General features: G+C 57.8%; 18 protein-coding genes. 14 read left to right on the forward strand and 4 right to left on the reverse strand.

Annotated features, from left to right (window positions below; translation table 11 throughout):
• Positions 1-114 precede the first annotated feature (114 nt).
• Genes AC09SL_RS04015 through AC09SL_RS04050 form a run of 8 tightly spaced genes read left to right on the forward strand, consistent with a single transcriptional unit; the run spans position 115 to position 9,166 of the window.
• On the forward strand, positions 115-327 hold the full coding sequence (locus AC09SL_RS04015) for a hypothetical protein (protein ID WP_058545219.1): 213 nt from the start codon (positions 115-117) through the stop codon (positions 325-327).
• Positions 324-1,448 (forward strand): enolase C-terminal domain-like protein, encoded by a 1,125-nt coding sequence (locus AC09SL_RS04020; RefSeq protein ID WP_058545220.1) that lies wholly within the window; start codon positions 324-326, stop codon positions 1,446-1,448. The genes AC09SL_RS04015 and AC09SL_RS04020 overlap by 4 nt, the downstream gene beginning before the upstream one ends.
• Position 1,449: 1 nt before the next feature.
• Positions 1,450-2,430, forward strand: coding sequence for a hypothetical protein (locus AC09SL_RS04025; protein ID WP_081264395.1), 981 nt, complete (start codon positions 1,450-1,452; stop codon positions 2,428-2,430).
• Positions 2,427-3,068, forward strand: a complete 642-nt coding sequence (locus AC09SL_RS04030) for a gluconate 2-dehydrogenase subunit 3 family protein (protein WP_064106792.1) — start codon at positions 2,427-2,429, stop codon at positions 3,066-3,068. Before AC09SL_RS04025 ends, AC09SL_RS04030 begins: the two co-directional genes overlap by 4 nt.
• Positions 3,058-4,713, forward strand: a complete 1,656-nt coding sequence (locus AC09SL_RS04035) for a GMC family oxidoreductase (RefSeq protein WP_058542095.1) — start codon at positions 3,058-3,060, stop codon at positions 4,711-4,713. Before AC09SL_RS04030 ends, AC09SL_RS04035 begins: the two co-directional genes overlap by 11 nt.
• Before the next feature lie 2 nt (positions 4,714-4,715).
• Positions 4,716-6,509, forward strand: a complete 1,794-nt coding sequence (locus AC09SL_RS04040) for a glycoside hydrolase family 15 protein (RefSeq protein ID WP_058542096.1) — start codon at positions 4,716-4,718, stop codon at positions 6,507-6,509.
• A 43-nt stretch (positions 6,510-6,552) separates the two neighbouring features.
• A complete protein-coding gene (locus AC09SL_RS04045) occupies positions 6,553-8,139 on the forward strand; it encodes a vitamin K epoxide reductase family protein (RefSeq protein ID WP_231139222.1) in 1,587 nt (528 codons plus the stop codon).
• A gap of 34 nt (positions 8,140-8,173) precedes the next feature.
• The gene (locus AC09SL_RS04050) at positions 8,174-9,166 is read left to right on the forward strand and encodes an SDR family oxidoreductase (RefSeq protein WP_058542097.1); all 993 of its coding nucleotides are present in this window, start codon (positions 8,174-8,176) and stop codon (positions 9,164-9,166) included.
• A 943-nt stretch (positions 9,167-10,109) separates the two neighbouring features.
• Here AC09SL_RS04050 and AC09SL_RS04055 read toward each other — a convergent pair.
• Complete coding sequence (locus tag AC09SL_RS04055) at positions 10,110-10,619, reverse strand: hypothetical protein (protein ID WP_196764442.1); 510 nt, start codon at positions 10,617-10,619, stop codon at positions 10,110-10,112.
• A 702-nt stretch (positions 10,620-11,321) separates the two neighbouring features.
• On the opposite strand from AC09SL_RS04055, the gene AC09SL_RS04060 reads away from it, so the two are divergent.
• Together AC09SL_RS04060 and AC09SL_RS04065 are read left to right on the forward strand one after the other, a co-directional pair.
• Positions 11,322-11,777, forward strand: coding sequence for a hypothetical protein (locus AC09SL_RS04060; protein WP_058542099.1), 456 nt, complete (start codon positions 11,322-11,324; stop codon positions 11,775-11,777).
• Between the two features lie 374 nt (positions 11,778-12,151).
• Positions 12,152-13,261, forward strand: coding sequence for an Acg family FMN-binding oxidoreductase (locus AC09SL_RS04065; protein ID WP_081264396.1), 1,110 nt, complete (start codon positions 12,152-12,154; stop codon positions 13,259-13,261).
• 132 nt (positions 13,262-13,393) lie between these two features.
• Here AC09SL_RS04065 and AC09SL_RS04070 read toward each other — a convergent pair whose 3' ends face one another.
• Positions 13,394-14,257 (reverse strand): LysR family transcriptional regulator, encoded by an 864-nt coding sequence (locus AC09SL_RS04070; protein ID WP_058542100.1) that lies wholly within the window; start codon positions 14,255-14,257, stop codon positions 13,394-13,396.
• A gap of 111 nt (positions 14,258-14,368) precedes the next feature.
• Here AC09SL_RS04070 and AC09SL_RS04075 point away from each other — a divergent pair, with 111 nt between their 5' ends.
• On the forward strand, positions 14,369-14,977 hold the full coding sequence (locus AC09SL_RS04075) for a LysE family translocator (RefSeq protein WP_058542101.1): 609 nt from the start codon (positions 14,369-14,371) through the stop codon (positions 14,975-14,977).
• Here AC09SL_RS04075 and AC09SL_RS04080 read toward each other — a convergent pair.
• On the reverse strand, positions 14,894-15,796 hold the full coding sequence (locus tag AC09SL_RS04080) for an AraC family transcriptional regulator (RefSeq protein ID WP_081264397.1): 903 nt from the start codon (positions 15,794-15,796) through the stop codon (positions 14,894-14,896). The two genes, AC09SL_RS04075 and AC09SL_RS04080, sit on opposite strands and share 84 nt — an antisense overlap.
• Positions 15,797-15,975: 179 nt before the next feature.
• On the opposite strand from AC09SL_RS04080, the gene AC09SL_RS04085 reads away from it, so the two are divergent.
• Genes AC09SL_RS04085 through AC09SL_RS04095 form a run of 3 tightly spaced genes read left to right on the forward strand, consistent with a single transcriptional unit; the run spans position 15,976 to position 19,053 of the window.
• Positions 15,976-17,985: an FUSC family protein gene (locus AC09SL_RS04085; RefSeq protein ID WP_479571938.1), complete on the forward strand. Its 2,010-nt coding sequence runs from the start codon at positions 15,976-15,978 to the stop codon at positions 17,983-17,985.
• The gene (locus AC09SL_RS04090) at positions 17,975-18,190 is read left to right on the forward strand and encodes a DUF1656 domain-containing protein (RefSeq protein ID WP_058542104.1); all 216 of its coding nucleotides are present in this window, start codon (positions 17,975-17,977) and stop codon (positions 18,188-18,190) included. Before AC09SL_RS04085 ends, AC09SL_RS04090 begins: the two co-directional genes overlap by 11 nt.
• Positions 18,187-19,053, forward strand: a complete 867-nt coding sequence (locus AC09SL_RS04095) for an efflux RND transporter periplasmic adaptor subunit (protein ID WP_058542105.1) — start codon at positions 18,187-18,189, stop codon at positions 19,051-19,053. The genes AC09SL_RS04090 and AC09SL_RS04095 overlap by 4 nt, the downstream gene beginning before the upstream one ends.
• Positions 19,054-19,090: 37 nt before the next feature.
• Here AC09SL_RS04095 and AC09SL_RS04100 read toward each other — a convergent pair whose 3' ends face one another.
• On the reverse strand, positions 19,091-19,828 hold the full coding sequence (locus tag AC09SL_RS04100) for an NAD-dependent epimerase/dehydratase family protein (protein ID WP_058542106.1): 738 nt from the start codon (positions 19,826-19,828) through the stop codon (positions 19,091-19,093).
• Positions 19,829-19,939 lie beyond the last annotated feature (111 nt).

Here is a 19,939-nt window from a genome sequence, read left to right on the forward strand (position 1 = left end):
GTTGCTTTCCATTGAATGTTTCATGGAATTTCTCTGAACGCCTCTTCGGATGCCGAGTCGTAATTTCATTCGCGAAATTTCGTTTTCAAACGCTTGGCGCAAAGGAGAAAGCGTATGGCGACGGTGAGTGATTTTCTTATCGAGCGACTCAGTCAATGGAGCGTGACACGTATCTTTGGCTACCCCTGGGACGATATCAACGGGGTTCAGGCGAAAAAGTTTGCCAGCATCCTGATCGAAGGCGATCCGGACGAGGCAGCTATCCTCAAACAGACTGCCAGGCAGGTCGTCGGCAGACTCCTGCCCGGCCTGGGGAAAGACGCATGAGTATTCAGGCTTCGCCAACGCTACCGATCACTTCGGTCCTTGCCAAGGCTTATAGAATCCCCACTGACGAGCCGGAGACCGATGGCACGCTTGGCTGGTCCTCTACCGGCATGGTGGTGGTACAGATAAAGGCAGGTGGCCACGAAGGGCTGGGCTACAGCTATACCGATCCGCTGATGGCCCGGTTCGTGATCGAGACCCTCAAACCGCGACTGTTGGGCGCCGACGCCTGGTCTGTCGAGGCACTGTTCGATCGCCTTCAGGCGCAAGTTCGCAACCTTGGTCGTACGGGGCTGGCGGCAATGGCGCTCTCAGCCGTGGATATCGCACTTTGGGATCTCAAGGCGCGCGCCATTGGCGTGCCGCTTGCGACCCTGCTGGGCAAGGTGCGTGATGGCGTGCCGGTCTATGGCAGTGGCGGCTTTACCTCGTTCGACACGCCCGAGCTGATTGAGCAACTGGAAGGTTGGACTCAGAGGGACGGGTGTTGCCGGATCAAGATCAAGATCGGCAACCAGCACGCACGGGATCTGGAGCGGGTGCGGGAAGCAAGGAGGGCCGTGGGTGTCGCTGAGTTGATGATCGATGCCAACGGTGCGCATACGGTGCGTACGGCGATCACCTTCGCCCATGCCGTCGCAGATGAAGGCGTGGGTTGGTTCGAAGAGCCGGTCACTTCTGATGATATTGCCGGTCTCTCGCAGGTGCGTCAGGCGATGAGCGCGGCGGGACTGCCCATCGACATCGCGGCGGGGGAATACATCTGGTGTCCTGAGGACGCGATGCGGATGCTCCAAGCCGAGGCTGTGGACGTGCTGCAAATTGACGCCACACGCTGTGGCGGTGTCACGGGGTGGCGCCGTATCGCAGCCTTGACACAAGCCGCCCACCGCGTCTGTTCGGCCCATTGCGCGCCCGCGCTGCACCTGCATCTGGGATGTACGACCACAGGGCTTGAACACATTGAATGGTTCGCCGACCACGCCCGTATCGAATCGATGTTTTTCGATGGAGCACCGGTTATTCAGCAAGGTGAGATTCGCGTGAGAACGGATCGGCCGGGCCTTGGGCTGGAGTTGAAACACAGGGACGTTGAATGCTGCGCAGTCTGGGAGGGTTGACATGGCCTCAAGCCGTTTGCTGAAACTGCTGGCCGCCGGTGCGCTGGGCGTACTTGGGGGGGGCGCGTATGCCTGGCAGAAACTTGAGTGTGGCCGGCGTCACGACACTTGCGAAGGGCCACACACTGCTTCTTCGCCTCATATCTGCGCCGCTCGACGCCTCAATCGTGGTGCGGGAATTCTCGCTCTATCCGTCGCTGCGGACAGCGCCCTGGAGCATTATCGTGGAGCCTTTCATAATCGAGCCATGTACATGCCGCTGGTGACTTCCACGCTGGCACTGGTGGCCAGCGCTCATGGTTTGCAGGATCAGTCGCCGGCAGCGCATCGTCTGCGCGATTACGTCTACACCGGTGCTGTGATTACGGGGTTTGTAGGCACGGCTTTTCACTTCTACAACATCAGCCGTAAACCCGGTGGCTTCAATGCCGATAATCTGTTTTATGCCGCACCACTCGGGGCTCCCGCAGCGCTGATTTTGTCAGGCTTGCTCGGCGTCTACGGTGAGCGGGTTCGTGATACCGCCCAGGATACGTTGCCCAAAGTATTCGGCCTGCCTGCCGGTGAAGCGGTCGCCTGGATGACCGCAGCAGGTTTGCTGGGAACAGTGGCGGAGGCTGGGCTGTTACATTTCAGGGGGGCGTTTCAGAATCCCGTCATGTACCTGCCGGTCAGCTTGCCGCCGATGGCCGCTGGTCTGCTGGTAGCCACCGTACTGGGAGGCGAAACGCAACCGCGTCTGCGCTGGATGTCTCGATTAGGGCTGCGCATGACAGCGATCATGGGGCTGATGGGCAGCTGCTTCCACGGCTTTGGCGTGAGCCGCAATTTCGGTGGGTGGAAGAACTGGCGTCAGAATCTGCAGGTCGGCCCCCCGATTCCCGCGCCACCAGGCTTTACGGGGCTGGCGCTGGCTGGGCTCGCAGCGCATCGCTTGCTCGACGCCGAAACGCATATCAAGTTGCGTCGAGATCGATCATGAAAACGCGTTATCCCGGTTATGACGTAATGGATAAACGAAGTGGCCCCTCGTGGAATGAAGCCACCCGCACTGTTATCGAGCAACGTCTGGCGGTGCCGCTCTTGCCTCGATTTTTCAACGACACACAATGGCGAACCCTGCTGGCATTCTGCGCCTGTGTCTTGCCGCAACCCGCTGACCGTCCTGCTATTCCTGTGGCGGCCATGGTCGACCACAAATTGCACAATGCGATTCGCGAGGGCTATATCGATACCCGCCTGCCACCTGCGCCAGAGGCATGGTGTCAGGGATTGGTCGCCATCGATGAGGAGGCCATGTCATGTCATGGCGTGGCCTTCCATGAATTGTCTTGCGAACAACAGCATGCATTGATTATCGCGGTGGAGCAGGGCACGGTCACTTCGCCTCGTTGGGACCATCTGCCAAGCCAACTGCTTTTTCGATCACGCCTGATGCATGACCTGGTCGTAGCGTATTACAGCCATCCCAGTGCTTGGAGCGAAATTGGCTTTGGTGGCCCGGCCAGTCCACGCGGCTACGTGCGGCTGGGGCCTGATCGACGTGACCCTTGGGAGCCCGCCGAGGCTAAGGAAGACCAGGCACTTCAGATCGTTGAGGTCAATCGCCATGTTAGATAACGATATGCTCGATGCGCTGCGCACACCGCGCGGATTGAATGGCCTGGCGCCGAATGTATTCCGGGCGGGCGGATGGGTGCCCATGCGCGAATATCCGCAGGACCAGCCCGTGGACTTCGCCATTGTCGGCACAGGCGCTGGCGGCGGCACCCTGGCCTGTCGGTTGGCCCAGGCGGGCTTTTCGGTGGTGGCGTTCGATGCAGGAGCTTGGTGGAGACCGCTGGAAGAGTTTGCATCGGATGAACTGCACCAACAGAAACTGTTCTGGCTGGATGATCGCCTTTGCTCGGGTAACAATCCCTTGAAACTGGGCTCGAACAACAGCGGGCGAGCGGTCGGGGGCAGCACGGTGCATTTTGCGATGGTTTCGCTCAGGTTTCGCCCTGAGTGGTTTAAGTCGCGATCGCTGCTAGGTTACGGAGCGGATTGGCCTATCGACTGGCAGCAGATGTGGCATTACTACGGTGAAGTCGAGCGGATGCTGAAAATTTCCGGGCCGGTGCGTTACCCGTGGGGGCCTCGGCGTCCCCGGTATCCCTATCGTCATCATGAGGTGAATGCAGCAGGGCTGGTTTTGGCGCGGGCGTGCGAAGCGATGGGGGTCGCCTGGGCACCGACGCCATTGGCAACTTTGTCAGCACCGCGTGAAAACGCGCCACCGTGTGTCTATCGCGGTTTTTGTGTCAGTGGCTGTTCGACCAACGCCAAGCAGAGCGTGCTCAATACCTGGATTCCAAAAGCGCTCAACGCCGGGGCCGAAATTCGTGATCTGGCCATGGTCGGGCGCATCGAAACCGACTCACGCGGACTGGCCTCGGGCGTGCATTTCCATCGTCAGGGGGGATGGCATTTCCAGCGGGCGCGCAACGTGGTGGTGGCAGGTTGCGCAATTGAAACGCCCCGTCTGCTATTGAACTCGGCCAATTCAAAGTTTGCGGATGGTTTGGCCAACAGTTCCGGCCTAGTGGGTAAATACCTCATGGTGCAACTCAACCAGGCGGTGTGGGGGGAGATGCCGGAAGAGGTCCGCTCGTACAAGGGGCCACCCTCTCTCGCCCTCTGCGAACATTGGAATTACGAGGATCGCGGCAAGGATTTCCATGGTGGCTACTGCTTCATGAGTCAGGGACCGTTGCCGATGGCATGGGCTGCAGTGCAAGCGGGACGAGGGCTTTGGGGGGAAGCGTTGCTCCGTGAGATGCAGCGCTACAACCACATTGCAGGACTCAAAATCGTTGGCGAAACCCTGCCTCAATTGAGCAATCAGGTAACGTTAAGCGATCGGCTGGATGGCTTGTCCCTGCCCGTCGCCAAGCTGGATTTTTCGTTGTGCGATAACGACAGGCGTCTGGTGCGCCACTCGTTGGATTTCATGGAGCAAGGATTGCAAGCGGCAGGAGGCCGTGACATCTGGCGAGAAACGGACGACACCTGTCATCTCAACGGCACCGCGCGCATGGGATCCTGTCGCGAAGAGAGCGTGGTCAATGCCGATTGTCGCAGCTGGGATATCCCCAATCTTTGGATCTGTGATGGCTCGGTATTCCCCACCGTGGGGGGCGTCAATCCTTCGTTGACTATTCAGGCCATTGCTTGCCGTACGGCTGACCGAATCAAACAGTTGGCAAGTCGCGGAGAACTGTAACCATGACCGATGGCGCGTACGATGGATATCCTTCTATCAACTCGTTGGCGGCTCTGGGTGACGGCCGTTCGATAGCGCTGGTCGGCCAGGATGGAGAGCTGCAATGGTTCTGCCCGTGCCGCTTTGACGCTGATCCCGTGATCTGGCGGTTGTTGGACCGGTCCCGTGGCGGCCGGATGCATCTTTCAGCGACCGGCGGTGCCAAGCCGCGAATGCGCTACTTGGAAAATACCGCAGTCCTTGAACAGCGGTGGGAAAATTCCGAAGGCGAGGCGCGCGTCACGCAGTTTATGGTATGGCCGGCAGAAAACATGCAACAGAGCCTGCTCTGGTGTGTAGAAGGCGTATCCGGGGAGCTGAACTTCGAATTGGTGTTTGAGCCTGCGTCAGGCTTCGGGCAGTCGCTAGCAACATGGGAACCAAATGAGTCGGGGCAGTTGCAGACTGAAAGCCCGCCGCTGCGACTCGACACCAAGCTCCAGATGGAGCGCACCGACAAGGGCTGGCGCGGCCGGCGCTCGGTCAAGGTCGGAGAGCGTTTTATAGTGGCGCTGTACGCGGGGCTCGATTCAGCACAGCCCACGCCGTTGTCGCAGGAACAATGCTGGGCGCGCCGGGATGCCACAATTGATGCCTGGCGGGCTTGGTGCGCCAGGCTGCAGTGTCCCGTCCTTCATCGCGAGTTAATCGTGCGTAGCGCCATAGCCCTTAAGCTGCTGATCTACGAGCCGACCGGGGCGGTGATCGCCGCTGGCACCACTTCATTGCCCGAGGCACTCGGGGGGACGCGCAACTGGGACTATCGCTACACATGGTTCCGCGATGCAGGGCAGACGCTGGGTGCATTATTTACCCTTGGCTGTCATGAAGAGGCACACCGCTGGGCGCAATGGCTGCAAGACACCGTTGAGCGACAGGGCATGCCCTTGAAGATCTTCTACACGGTGGATGGCGAGCCTGTGCCGACGGAGCGGATCATCGTAGAAGCCGAGGGCTATGGCGGCTCCGCACCGGTGCGGGTCGGCAATGCCGCCGATACGCAACGTCAGCTGGATATTTACGGCGAGCTGCTCGAATGTGTGTACATTTGTGACGAAATGAACGCGCCGGCACTGCGCGCGCATTGGCCGTACATGCGCACGGTGGCTGATTTCATTGCTGCGCACTGGCGCGAACCTGGGCAAGGCATCTGGGAAATACGGAGCGAGCCACGTCAGTTCGTGCACTCGAAGGTCATGGCCTGGACCGGGTTGCAGCGTGCGCTATGGTTGCAGCGTCGACACCAACTCAATGCCGACGTACGGACTTGGCAGCGTGAGGCCGAGACGATTCACAAGCAGGTGCTGCAAGAAGGCGTCAGCGCGGACGGTCGTCATTTCGTTCGCGCTTACGGCGAACGGGAATTGGATGCGGCGCTGCTTTTGATCGCACGTAGCGGTTTCATTAAATACGACCATGCGCTGTATCGCGGCACTGTACATGCCATCTGCAAGACCTTGACAATCGAAGGTCAACCTTGGCTTCTGCGTCGCTACCGCTTGTGCGATCCGGACGGGTTGGAGGGCCGAGAGGGGGCCTTTTTTATCTGTAGTTGCTGGCTGGTCGAGGCACTTGCGGCGCTGGGCGCATTTGCTGAAGCCCAAGCCCTGTTTGAGCGATTACACATCCTGCAGGGTAAGTTCGGCCTATTCGCCGAAGTGATCGCCCCGTCAACCCGCGATCAGCGTGGCAACCTGCCGCAGGCGTACTCACATGTAGGCTTGATAAGGGCAGCTATCAGCGTAAGCAGGCCGTAGCGGACGCCGCTCAGGCCTAAGTAGCTGACCATAAGAACTGCCCATGAGCGGCTTGGATTTGGGCTCGAGCGGCTTACTTGGTCGATTTGTGGGTAGGCTTGTTGCACTGCCAGCCCGTCTTCTTTCGTATTCCAGTGAGGTTCGATCAATGGAAAACCAAGGAAAATATTTGCGCCAGGGGGCGATGCAGTCCGACCAGAGTATGGACGAACACATGCAAATGATGGAGCGTCGGCATTTAGCCACGTTGTGGTGTCATCTCCTCAATGCGTTGCTGGGCTTCTGGGTAATCAGCGCACCTTTCACCTTCGGCTACCTGAATATTGCGCCGGACGCCCTTGATCTGCCTCGTCTGGCTGTCGAGCGAGAACTTGCGGATGTTGCCACCCGCGCTTGGATGATGACTTGGAATGATATCGTTAGTGGCATATTGATCGTGACGTTCGCATTGTTCTCACTCAAGCGAGTCGGCTGGGCCAATTGGGCCAATACTGTTATGGGGCTTTGGTTGATCAGCGCGCCGTTGGTATTTTGGACACCTTCCCCCGCCAGCTACGGGAACGCTTTGTTGGTAGGCGGATTGATTATTGCTTTTTCTGTGCTGGTGCCAATGATGCCCGGTATGAGCATGAGCGGGATGATGCAAAAAGGCTCCGTGCCCCCGGGCTGGGACTACAATCCCTCGACTTGGCTGCAACGCCTGCCAATAGCCCTGCTGGCATTTATCGGGGTTCTCCTTGCGCATTATCTCGCTGCCTACCAGATCGGTCATACCAATAGTGCCTGGGATCCTTTTTTTGGGGGGCCCTCCACTGATCCTACGGTAAAGGCTAATGGCACCGAGATCATCATTACATCCCCCATGTCGCGTGCCTGGCCGGTGTCCGATGCTGGCGTCGGCGTGCTTGCCTACATGATTGAGTTGACCATGGCGGTGATGGGTGACGCCCGGCGCTGGCGCACGATGCCGTGGATGGTCGCTGCATTCGGTATAGTGGTGGTGCCATTGGGCGCGGTGAGCATCTTCTTCATCATCGTTCAGCCGATCGTTATTGGCACGTGGTGCACCCTGTGTCTTATCCAGGCCTTAGCGATGCTGGTCATGATGCCCTATGCGCTCGATGAGCTGGTTGCCATGGGGCAGTTTCTCAAGGATGCCAAGCGCCGCGGTAAGCCAATGTGGCGGACTTTCTTCAAAGGCGATGCGATGGAGGGTTGCCGGCAAGACGACACGCCCGAGTTCACCGGTAGCCTATCGCACATGGCGCAGCAGGGATTGCGCGGTGTCAACGTGCCATGGAACCTGCTACTGCTTTGTTTACTCAGCGTCTGGCTGATGTTCACTCGGCTGACTTTTGGCACAGCAGGCGCTATGGCCAACAGTGATCACCTGATGGGCTCGCTGCTGCTCACCGTCACTGTATTGGCTATGGCCGAGGTAGCCAGGTCGCTGCGCTTTCTGAACCTGCCTATCGGACTGTGGCTTGTGGCAGCGCCCTGGTTTCTCGATGGCGGTTCGACGGCCTCGACAGTCGGGAGTTTAATCGTCGGCGTACTCGTAATTGGCCTCAGTCTACCAAAGGGGCCGATTCGACACCGCTTTGGTGGCTGGAACCGGATCATCCGCTGAGCCTTACCAGAGTCATGAAGCAGGAGTTGATTGCATGAAGGAGCCAACGGCAGTCATTACCGGCGGGACCGCTGGCGTCGGTCGCGCTACCGCAGTGGCTTTTGCCCGAGCCGGGTATCGCGTGGCAGTGCTTGCACGCGGAAGCCAGGGGCTTGCTGCCACGCGAGATGAACTGATGGACATGGGCGCCAAGGTACTCACGATCCAATGCGACATGGCCGATTTCACCGCGGTGGATCGTGCCGCCGAGCGCGTCGAACAAGAGTTGGGGCCTATAGAGGTCTGGGTCAATAACGCCATGGTTACGCTTTTTGGACCCGTATCGACCCTCCAGGCGGCTGATATCGGTCAAGTGACTAATGTCACCTATCTAGGGTTCGTTCACGGAACCCTCGCCGCACTACGTTATATGCGTGGACGCGACCGCGGTACCATTGTCCAGGTCGGCTCAGCACTGTCCTATCGCGCGATTCCTATGCAGGCAGCCTATTGCGGCGCCAAGTTTGCCATCCGCGGGTTCACCGACTCTCTGCGCAGTGAACTTATCCACGATAAAAGCCGCATCCGTCTGACTATGGTCCAGTTACCAGGACACAACACTCCGCAGTTTGACTGGGCCCGCAATACTCTAGGAAAACGGCCAAAGCCTGTGCCCCCGATCTACTCGCCGGAGGTTGCCGCCCTGTCGATTTTGCGCGCAGCCATCGACGCTCCACGTGAACTCTGGCTCGGCAAAGCAGTATTCGAGGCAATTCTGGGCGGCATGTTATTTCCCGGTCTGCTTGACCGGGTCATGGCCAAACGGGCGTGGGATGGTCAGCTCACTGACGAGAAGGAGGACCCTGACCGATCAGACAATCTTTATGGACCAGTGAATGGCCTGGCTCGTACCTCGGGACGTTTCTCGGAGCGGGCCTGCGGCAAGGCTGTGGGGCTTAGTTCTGAGACAGCCGGTAAACTGATTTGTATCATGGTTGTGCTCGTTGTCATGGTGACAGGCTTGGTCATCGCAACGGCAGTTGGTTGACCCTGCTCTTGGGGCTCGCCGACGTAGACGACTAGCCCCTTTCGTGAACACGTTCGAGAGCGATTCTCGTTGTTGGGCTGGTCCTCAATTATCTGGCACCCACTAAGATGTTCATCTGGCTAACGGCAGTTGCAGCTACCGGGAACATGACGACCTGGATCATCATCATCATCTTCGTCGCGCAGCTTAAGTTTCGCTGAACATCCAGCACCTCAGAAGTGAAGAGTCACACCTTCAAAATTTCTTGGTGCGCTGAGCAACTACGTGACGATAGCCTTTTTGTTTTTTGTTCTGGCCATCATGAGTTACATCGGGGGCCATACGTTTTTGGCGTGATCGCCGACGCTTTGCGGTTGTTCTATTTCGCGGCCGTTTACTGAACAATTTACCGGAAGGGGTCGTTGGTAAGTGAGGAGCGGGATGAGCGCGGAACGGAGCAGGTTGACACCGTGATTGAGAGGTTGGTCTTGCTGCAAGCGAGCATCGGCTTGAGCCAACCGACGAAGCGACCCAGAAATATTAGGTTGAACTCGATGAAGGGGCGGTAACGGCCACGTGTCCTTCTCAAGGGGCCTAATTCATGCAGAAGGAGCAAAGCCGCGATGCCCTTTTTTTGCTCTTGATACACCCTAAAAACAAGTCCAGAATTAAGTCTTTTCCTGCTCTGGCAAGAAAATAAACCCCTTAGATTTCAAAGGGTCGGACGCTAAATGCGAGTCTCGTTTCCCGCTCCAAACATAGCGCTGCATAGTTCAACTGAATCATGCAGCGAACGAAAAAAGGACCTCCGGGTCCTTTTTTCGTTTCCGGCGGAAAGCACCGAAACTCGGCGCCATCCGGTGCATTCAGGTCCAGGATCGAGTCCAGGATGCGGACGTGCACTGAATCGGCTTGTTGCTGGAGCAGTTTGCACCGCGAGATGAGTATCTAGGCCTAACTCTGTTCAGGAACTCGCGATTGCACTCTCAGAAGTGACAGTTCGGCATGCCCGCGACTGTCGTGCGGCAATCGCATTGCACAGGGCCCGGGCGACAGGTGCGTAACTGGTCTGGCTGGGCTGGCCGGCTTCGGGAGCCCCGGTGGGATTGATCAGGTGTACCGCGATCTGTCCTGGCAGCCATGAGACGAGTGGCCAACGGGTGCGATAGGCAGGTTTGGGCTGGGTATCTGCGGTGGTCGGATCAAAATCGCAGGATGTCACAACCGCTATCCCTATCAGGCAAGCGCCTTCGAGCTGCGAGCGCACGCGGCCAGGATTTTTCAAGAAGCCCAAGTCCGCGACAACGACCGCGTCATGAATGATCAAGCGGCCTTCGTCGCTCACCTCGATATCGAGAACGACCGCCATGCAGGTCTGCGCGTCATAGTGGGCAGCGATGCCTTGCGCCCGACCATGTCTTGGCAGTTTGCCCCAATGAGCTTTCTTTGCCGCTTCGGTGATGACGTTCCGCATTCGATGGCCCTCGATGCTTGATGAGTGCCGAGTGCCGAGTGCCGAGTGCCGAGTGCCGAGTGCCGTCGTCCACTGTCGATGCCGGATCAATCAGCGAAAGCAGATAGTCCCTGTGATCCAGCTTGCAGGCTCGCACCTGCGCAGCCATGAGTCGCTGTTCGGCGAACAGGCGGAGCAACAGGCCTTTTCTGTCCAGATTGTTGTCGAGGGTCGATTGCCAAGTGAATGGATCAAGAGCACTGACGTGCGCATCAGGATGGCTCATTGCATTTCTCCTTCCGGTTGATGGCAAGAGGTCCAGCTAAAGCGATGTGTCCTTGGTGCCTGTAACGCTGGCACCGTAGGGGCGGTCATTGGGGGTACTTTAGGGGGAAGGATCTGACGTCAGAGTGACCGGAGGCTGACAGGAACATGTCAGGCGTTGGGCGAGCCGGCTTTCCAGCCAGTGAGTTGCTTGTTCGAGAATTGGGAAGTTGGGTATTGATCAATATCGAAGGAGTCAGCGTATCGGCAGCTCGTGTGGTGTCTCCAGGGTCACGTACTAGTCGATCCAATAGATGCACGTCCCGAGCGGTGACCCAACTATCAGCAAGTGGAACAAACTAATGTCGTGGTAGTCTTCAAATGTGCCCCTGGCAACGGACGGTTCTTACATGGGGGCGGTCCGCAACGCTGGAGTATTTTTTCCATAGGAGGTTTCGCGTGCCCTGGAAGTCAAATCTTGTAGTGCTCGCCCTGTCTGCCGTTGCCTTTTCGGCGCAGGCCCAATCCGATCGTCAAGTGGTCGAGGACATGGTTACTCGCTCGGCCAATGTCTGCCCAGGCCATAGCACCGAGCGCACCACGCCCACGGTGAAGGCGGTGCCTGTCGGCGCGTTGCGGGTTATGCTTGACCGCGGCTTGGTCATGTGTCCCGATCGGCGCCTCGATGTCGGCGCGCCGGCTGTGTTCTACGGTAGAGTTGGCGTGTTTGGATGGAACCCCGAAGTGCCTGCAAGTTCGGAGGTGATCGCCAAGCAGATCGACGCCATGACCCGCAAGGACGAGTACCCCTCGGACACTTTGGTTTGGGATGCCAAGGGTATGCCACTTGAGCAGCGCACTGTGCCGGCTTTCGAACCCAAGCCAGGGGCTGCGGTGCTGTACCAGGTACGGTAAGCCCTGTCGACGAGGCGCTTGGAAGTAAGTGTCAGGTGGGTTTATGTAGTCATGGCTTCTGAGACACTCTGACGCGCCCAGCCTTGGTCATTGAATATCCGGCCAGGCAGTTCATCCAAGACCGCACATGCGTGTTTGGTTCGGTGAGTTCCGAGTATTATCATAGCCTTAGAATTCAATGGGGCGGACACCAGATACGAGTCTCGTTCCCCGCTCCAAGATTCAGAAAAAAGCCACTCAGATGAGTGGCTTTTTTGTGCCTGTCGAAAAACACGAGTTGAGTTATAAAGAAGCTCAAGAGCGCTACGGCACTCAGGGCTAACGCCCGCCCATTAACCAAACGTTAGGCGTTCAAAGATGGGAGGCGTAGTTCAGTGTTGACGAGAAGAAAGTTCATCGCTACTGCAGCAGTAACGGGGGTGGGTGCCGCAGGGGCCCTTGCGTTCCACACCTCGAGCAAGGGCAGTGTGGAATATGAGCATGCCGTGAAGCAGATATGGCGTCACAGCGAACTCGATTCGAGTAACGTTCCGGCAGTACTGCGCGAACTTGTGCGCTACGCAACCCTAGCGCCATCCAGTCACAACACCCAGTGCTGGAAGTTCGGGCTGGACGATCAGTCGATTTCAATCCGGCCTGACTATCAACGCAGATGTCCGATTGTCGATCCAGACGATCACCACCTTTTTGTCAGCCTCGGCTGCGCCGCCGAGAACCTTGTGCAGGCAGCGGCAGCGATGGGCTTTAGGGGTGATGCCGTTTTCAATACCGGGAAAAACGAATCATGGAACATCTCCTTGGAGCGCGCAGCGCAGGTCCGAACTCCGCTTTTCGAGGCAATCCCGCGTCGGCAGTCGACCAGGGCTGAATTTGATGCCAAGCCTCTTTCAAACGACGAACTGCGGCTTCTGGAAATAGCCGGCTCGGGAAATGGCGTTCGGGTTCAGTTGCTCACGGATAAACAGGACATGGAGAATGTCCTTGACTTCGTGGTTCAGGGAAACACCGCACAGATGCGTGATCCGGCATTTGTGCGCGAACTCAAAGAATGGTTGCGTTTCAACGGAGGACAGGCCGCGAGGCAGGGCGACGGACTGTTTACAGGTTCTTCCGGCAACCCAACGGTCCCCAGTTGGCTTGGTGGCCTGATGTTTGATTTCTTTTTTTCCGAAGAGTCCGAGAATGACAAGTACGCGCGACATGTTCGGAGCTCCTCCGGCATTGCGGTATTTGTTTCAGCGCTTGAGGACAAGCATCACTGGATCGAGGTGGGGCGTGCCTTTCAACGGTTTGCTTTGCAGGCAACGGCGATGGATATTCGAACCGCTCACCTTAATCAGCCGGTGGAAGTCGCGTCACTCAGGCCGCAGTTCGCCAAATCAATCGGTATCTTGGGTCAAAGGCCTGATCTTGTCATTCGATTCGGTCGTGGACCCCAGATGCCCAGATCCTTGAGGCGCCCAATTGAAACCGTACTGTTGTAGACGCCTGACCATTCGTTCCAGCGGACGTTGGGGTGAAACAGGTGTGAACCTATTTCAGGACCACCTTGCTGTAGGGTACCGGCATGGTGGCGATCCGGTTTTCCACCTGATTACCTCCCCAGAGCCGGTTGACTACGCCTGAAGTCTTAGCGCGCTGATGATAAAAGCATGAAGGCTATTGACTGCTTTAGACCCGCGAGAGGTTCGGCTACGTAGAATCGACACTTCCATAGGTTCAATGTTTCCTAAGCCGTGCTCGTTGCTTAAGACGTGAAGCGATGGCTGCACGCTGCACTGAGTGATCGCGGCGATAGCGAGTCCTCCCTCGACTGCGGCCACCTGGCCAGCAAGACTGGAGCTGTTGTATACCACCTTGAATTCACGTCCCTGCTGGGTCAGTGAGTTCACTGCATAGCGTCGAGCCAGGCTCTCTCTTTCGTAGACTGCAATGGGCACCGGGTCTCGCCTCCATAGTTCGAATTGGGGTGAACCCACCCAGACCATGGGTTCTTTGAAGAGGAATGTGCCGCTTTGAGGCGTGTCTCTGGACACCAGCGCAAGATCAAGATCGCCGCTTCGCACACGTGGTATCAGCGTGGTCGACTGTTCACAGGTCAACTCTATTTCCACGCCTGCGTAGCGCGGCGAAAAGCGCTTCAGAACGGGCGTGAGATACTTTGCCGCGTAGTCCTCCGCGACGCCAAGGCGGATTCGTCCGGTTAACTCTTCACCGTGAAATGCCGCTTGGGCTTCTGCGTGGAGCGCAAGTATGCGACGGGCGTAGCCCAGCAGCGTCTGGCCGCCAGCGGTCAGGTGTAGGTGCCTCGGGCCACGACTCAATAGCGGCCGTCCAAGGGCTGCCTCCAGCTTCTTCATCTGCATGCTGACAGCTGATTGCGATCTATTGACCTCGTGGGCTGCACCCGATAGCGAACCTGCATCCACCACTGCCACGAAACACTTGAGCCAATCGGTCTGCAAATCGCTGGCAGGCATCGCTGTCACCTCTATTCGTTAATCGAATGGCTACGACGTAAATTATGCGCTTTTCATGGCGGTTGTTCACTCGCAGGATGCTGATCAGAATCGACACACTGGGATCGGATCATGCCATTTGAGACTTGGTTGCTCTATCTGTTTACCTGCTGCGGCATAGCGATAGTGCCAGGACCCAATGCGCTCTTAGTGCTTACCCATGGAGCCATTCATGGGAGCCGAAAAACGTTGTTCACTATCACGGGTGGCGTTCTCGGCTTTGCCGTCGTGCTTTCACTTTGCGCATTGGGATTGGGGGCGCTGATCCAGGCGTCGGCCACCTGGTTCACCGCGTTGAAGATAATCGGCGGGCTTTATCTGATCTGGTTGGGCTTCGGGCTTTGGCGTTCCCCACCCGTCAGTCTTGATGCGACGGGTACCAAGAACTTCCGAGGCCGGTCTCTGTTCCGCCAGGGGTTGGTATCGGCCATTTCAAATCCCAAGGCGCTGCTGCTATTCACCGCATTTATCCCGCCATTCCTGGATCCTCACAGAAGCATCATCGCGCAGACGTTCGTCATCGCATTGACTTACGCCGTGGTGGAGTTCGTTGTTGAGTATCTAGTGGCCAGCGCTGCACACCAGGTCAGGCCATGGTTAGCCCGAACCGGGCGGCGATTCAATAAAGTTTGTGGTGGTTTTTTTGTTCTTTTCGGGTTGGTTCTGCCCGTCCATGCTTGAAGCCATGCTTCGTTTTGGAGCCGACGGCGGCAGCGCCCCGCGTTGTGCAAAATACTGTGCGGGCGTGCTCCCCAGGGCCTTTTTGAACATGGTGATAAAGGCGTTGACCGAGTTATAGCCCAGCTCGGTTGCAACGTTCTGCACCTTCGCACCACTGGCCAATTCTCGCAGTGCCACGACAAGGTGCAACTGTTGCCGCCAGCGTCCAAACGTAAGGCCCGTCTCACGAATCATCAATCGAGACAGCGACCTGTCGCTCATCGCCACGCGTTTGGCCCACTCGGCTGACGTACTGCGGTCGGAAGGGGAGAGCGTCAGTGCATGTGCTATCGCACGAATTTTTGGATGGCTGGAGATGGGGAGGTTGAAGCGCTCACGCGGCATTTCGACCAGTTCGTCGAGGATCACTCTCGCAAGCCTGGCGGCATGGCCAACCGAAGGATAATCGGCAGGCTCCTGTGCCAGCCGATCAACCATTTCCCGGATCATTGGGGAGATGGACAGCGTGCAGCAATCCTCGGGTAGGTTCGCCGCTCCGGGGTTCACGAAAAGATAATTGAGCCGGGCATTCGCTGTCGCCCGTGCGCTATGGGGCACGCCGCCCGGAATCCAGACACCGCAGTTGGGCGGTACGATCCAGATCTCGTTGTCGGCAGTACAAGTGACCGCCCCGTGCAATGCAAGGATCAGTTGGCCCTTGCGATGCACATGCGTTGGCACTTCCGCCTGGTGATCTGCAAAGTCGAGCTGCCGGGCCACCGCTGGCCGATCCGTGAGGTCGGGGTCGAAGACGGAAACGGCTGATTGCGTGGGCGGCATCAAGTTGGCAGCTTTTAGGGATATTTTGGAAGAATACTGAATTTATTTGCGTTTGCAACGCAGCAATAATGGTTCGCATGAACATCCTATCTGCTGTGAACAAACCACCTGGGCGCGCCGCCGTCGGCATAGCGCACGCGGTAGTGTCTCTCCTGCAAACTCCTGCCATGAGGGCAGATGTGGATGCGGTGCTGTTTTCGGCGAAGAGCTTTGCCGCAGCGATGTTGGCCTACTATGTTTCGCTGCGTATAGGACTTGCCAATCCTTACTGGGCAATAGTGACCGTCTACATCGTCTCGCAGACCTCGGCGGGTGCGTCGCTCAGTCGCGGTGTCTATCGCTTCGTGGGGACCCTTGTCGGGGCGGCGGCGACGGTGGCAATCATTCCGAATTTCGTGAACGACCCTATCGTATGCAGCGTGGTGCTCGCCTGCTGGATCGGCTTGTGTCTTTATTTCTCGCTGCTTGATCGCACGCCAAGAGCCTATGCTTTCGTTCTTGCCGGTTATACCGCGAGCCTGATCGGATTTCCCAGCGTCGTTGATCCAGGCGCCGTGTTTGATACGGCCTCCGTGCGGGTCCAGGAAATCTCCATCGGGATACTGTGTGCCGTTCTAGTGCATCGCTACATCCTGCCCAAACGTATGACGGGTCAGTTCATTGGCAAGCTGTTGGCAGCGCTGCGGGACGCCCGTCAATTGGCAGCCGATGCCTTGAGGGGAACGCCGAGTGAGAATCGTCGCGATCGGACCCAGCTTGCAGTGGATCTTCTTGGCCTTCAGGGGCTTGCTTCGCACCTGCCCTATGATCCGGCCCCTGCGCTGCGGCACGAGTCGGTACAACTGATCCATGACCGGCTCGCGCGATTGCTTGCGCTCGCTGCGGAGATCGAAGACCGGATCCATTCCCTGGGGGTGGGCGGCTACAACTCACCCGATGAACTGGTCGCTTTGCTTGATGATCTCGCGACGTGGACCTGCGCTGTCGAGGCGACCGACCGGGAGCGCGTCGCGAAATGTCTAATCGCGCGCGCGCGGGCGATCAACAACCGTCTCGGCGTAGGTGACGCAACGCCAGGCGTCAGGCTCGCCGCTAATCTCGCCGGTTATCTTGGCGAAATGATCGGCCTGCTCCAGGACTGCGACAACCTGGGGCGCCACATCGTGACTGCCGAGCAATCACGCGAGACGACAATGCTTCATTGGCCCAAGCCCGCGAAGGGCTACATCTATCACCGCGATCGCTGGATGGCGGGCCGGGCCGCGTTGGGTGCCATCGTCGGCATCCTGATCAGCTGCGCTTTCTGGATCTGGTCGGCCTGGCCTGAGGGCGGGACGGCCGTATCGATTTTCGGCGTATGTTGCACGCTGTTCGGAAATGTCGATGCGCCAGCCCCTAACGTCATCAAATATATGCTCGGCTCGATCTATGGAGTGGTCATCAGCTTTGCCTATAGCTTCGTCATTCTTCCCCAGGTCACGGACTTCGCTCTTCTTGTTGCGGTGCTGGCACCGGCGTTCCTGTTCGCGGGTTCACTGCAAGCGCGTCCGCCGACAACGTTCATGGCGCTCGGTATCACCCTGACCATTCCGATTCTTTCAGGGTTGCGCGCCACCTACGCCGGCGACTTCGCTGCATCCCTCAATACCGTTGTTGCGCTCTTCGCGGCGGTCGGATTCGGGGCGGTCAGTATGACCTTGTTCCAGACCGTCCCGGTCGACGCAGCGATCAGCCGGCTGCTTCGATTGAGTCGCAGGGGCGTCAGCCGTCGAGCGCTGGGTGAGGTACCCGATGACCGGCATTGGACGAACCTTATGATCGATCGGACGGCGCTGCTGCTACCCAGGTTACGGGTGTCCAACAAAGGTTATTCAGATGTTCTCGACGATACCTTGCACCATCTGCGCGTCGGCCACGCTGTTAAATCGCTTCGCAAGATCATCCCGCAGGTCGACGGCGACATCGCCGAAAAACTGGGTGAGCTGCTTTTCGCGATCGCCGCACGCTTCAGCGCCAGAGACCTTAAGGATCATGTTGATCCGACCGGTTTTGACCAGCGTATCGAGACCTTGCAGGCGATGATCGCTGACAGCTCGATCAACGACCGCTCGCGGATCGCCGAGCTGCTCATGGACCTTAGGTTTGCCCTAGGTCTCAGTCATACGGCGAGTGCGCCTCATGATCGTTGATCTCGACGTCGGTGGCGTCCTCATCCCCGGGTTACTGGCGCTGGTATTCGTCGCCATTTTTGCCACCATCGCGATAATCCGCGTCCTCTGCGTCGTGGGCATCTACCGCCTGTTCGTTCACTGGCCGCTCGTCGAACTCGCCATTTTCGCGCTCATCTACGGTTTGCTCGTGCAGCACCTGCCCTCAATCGGACACTTATCTTGAAGCCTGTTCTATCCTTGCTCAGCCGCTATGCCCTGACTCTTTGCCTCGTTGCTGGCGCCACGCTCATTGCGCTGGGGGCGTGGAACCATCACGAGCGAACGCCCTGGACTCGCGACGGGCGAGTGAGCGCCGATGTCGTGCAAATTGCACCGGAAGTCTCCGGCACTGTCAGTGCCGTCCCGATCGTTGATAACCAGTATGTCCATCGGGGTGACATTCTTTATGTGATCGACCCGCAGCGGTACCGGCTCGCATTGGCGTCGGCCGAAGCCGACGTCGAAGCCAAGCGCCAGGATAGGCTCGTTCGCCAGGCGGCGGCGCGGCGGCGTGGCCAACTCCGCGATATCGTGTCTCAAGAAGATATTCAGAAAACAGGAGGCGCGGCTGCAGTGGCGGGCGCCACCTATCAAGCAGCGCTGGCGGCTCTGGACCTCGCCAAACTCAATCTCGCCCGCTCGACTATCCGCTCGCCGGTCGATGGCTATGTCACTAACCTGAGGTTGCGCCCTGGTGACTATGCGACGGCCGGTTCGACAACGGTTGCTATCCTCGACGCGGCGAGCTTCTGGATCACTGGTTATTTTGAGGAGACGAAAATCCGGCAGATCCGCGTCGGCAACCCGGCGCAGATCATGCTGATGGGCTTTGATCAGCCTGTATCGGGGCATGTCGAAAGCATCGGTCGCGGCATCGAGAACAGTAACGATTCGCCAGGTCATCTCGGCCTGCCAAATGTGGCGGCGACATTTACCTGGGTGCGTCTCGCGCAGCGGATCCCGGTTCGTATCCATATCGATAGGGTGCCACCGGGCGTTGAGTTGGTCGCAGGCATGACCGCGAGTGTTGAGATCATCCCGCTTTGAGGCGTTGTGCTTTTCAGCCAGCCAGCCAGCCAATCAATCAGGGCAGGGCATGCCCCTCTAAAATCTCGAATCCGTCGTCAATGGGGGCGTAACCAACAACTTCTCGGGTCTTATCAATGGAAAGGCGCTTGTATCTATTGTCTGATACGCCATGAATCACATGGAACCCGTTCAGCTCTGCATCCACGCAACTTCTAAGTAAAGCTACGACATCCCTCTCGCTGATAAATGCAGCTACATCTCTGTGGCTGTGGGTCTCTCCATGCTGAAACTCGGCTACGTTTGCAATGCGGACTGCAATGGTTGTCATTTGACCATCGTTTGCATACATCGATGCGAGAGCCTCCCCAAATGCTTTGCTGACCCCATAAAGATTTCCTGGCCTGGGCGACATATATTCATGTACCTGGACGTCTTTGGGGTAACCCTCAATGGCCTGGGCACTGCTCGCAAATATGAACCGCCTGCAACCTTGTGCCTTCGCGGCGAACAGCATGTTGTAGGTGCCAACAATATTTACAGGCAGGAGGGAAGTCATGAAGTTAGCGTCTGGACTCGGGTCAGCAGCTAGATGAATCACGGTGTCGATGCCTTCGCAGGCCTCAAGGCAGCTTGACTGATCCCTGACATCAAGAGAGAAACTTTGTGCGGATTTCGGAAATTTCTGTACATCTATATCAGCAAGACGCAAATCCAATCTATCGGCTTGCGCTGTCCAAAAAGCAGTGCCAATCCGACCCGCCGCTCCTGTGACTAAAATTTTTCGCGCGCTCATGTGTCTGTGTCCTTACCGTTAAGCTGCATTGAGCATTTGAGATCAGCAGTGCCTGATACATGTCGCACCGATCTAGGTGAGCGGTGGGGGGCGGCCGATAGTATTTCAGAA

This window comes from Pseudomonas sp. PF05 (assembly GCF_056521845.1).

Coding starts and splice junctions, on each gene's coding strand:
- AC09SL_RS04015 (WP_058545219.1), top strand. CDS start 115: ATGGCGACGGTGAGTGATTTTCTTATCGAGCGACTCAGTCAATGGAGC.
- AC09SL_RS04020 (WP_058545220.1), top strand. CDS start 324: ATGAGTATTCAGGCTTCGCCAACGCTACCGATCACTTCGGTCCTTGCC.
- AC09SL_RS04025 (WP_081264395.1), top strand. CDS start 1,450: ATGGCCTCAAGCCGTTTGCTGAAACTGCTGGCCGCCGGTGCGCTGGGC.
- AC09SL_RS04030 (WP_064106792.1), top strand. CDS start 2,427: ATGAAAACGCGTTATCCCGGTTATGACGTAATGGATAAACGAAGTGGC.
- AC09SL_RS04035 (WP_058542095.1), top strand. CDS start 3,058: ATGTTAGATAACGATATGCTCGATGCGCTGCGCACACCGCGCGGATTG.
- AC09SL_RS04040 (WP_058542096.1), top strand. CDS start 4,716: ATGACCGATGGCGCGTACGATGGATATCCTTCTATCAACTCGTTGGCG.
- AC09SL_RS04045 (WP_231139222.1), top strand. CDS start 6,553: ATGAGCGGCTTGGATTTGGGCTCGAGCGGCTTACTTGGTCGATTTGTG.
- AC09SL_RS04050 (WP_058542097.1), top strand. CDS start 8,174: ATGAAGGAGCCAACGGCAGTCATTACCGGCGGGACCGCTGGCGTCGGT.
- AC09SL_RS04055 (WP_196764442.1), bottom strand. CDS start 10,619: ATGCGGAACGTCATCACCGAAGCGGCAAAGAAAGCTCATTGGGGCAAA.
- AC09SL_RS04070 (WP_058542100.1), bottom strand. CDS start 14,257: ATGCCTGCCAGCGATTTGCAGACCGATTGGCTCAAGTGTTTCGTGGCA.
- AC09SL_RS04075 (WP_058542101.1), top strand. CDS start 14,369: ATGCCATTTGAGACTTGGTTGCTCTATCTGTTTACCTGCTGCGGCATA.
- AC09SL_RS04080 (WP_081264397.1), bottom strand. CDS start 15,796: ATGCCGCCCACGCAATCAGCCGTTTCCGTCTTCGACCCCGACCTCACG.
- AC09SL_RS04090 (WP_058542104.1), top strand. CDS start 17,975: ATGATCGTTGATCTCGACGTCGGTGGCGTCCTCATCCCCGGGTTACTG.
- AC09SL_RS04100 (WP_058542106.1), bottom strand. CDS start 19,828: ATGAGCGCGCGAAAAATTTTAGTCACAGGAGCGGCGGGTCGGATTGGC.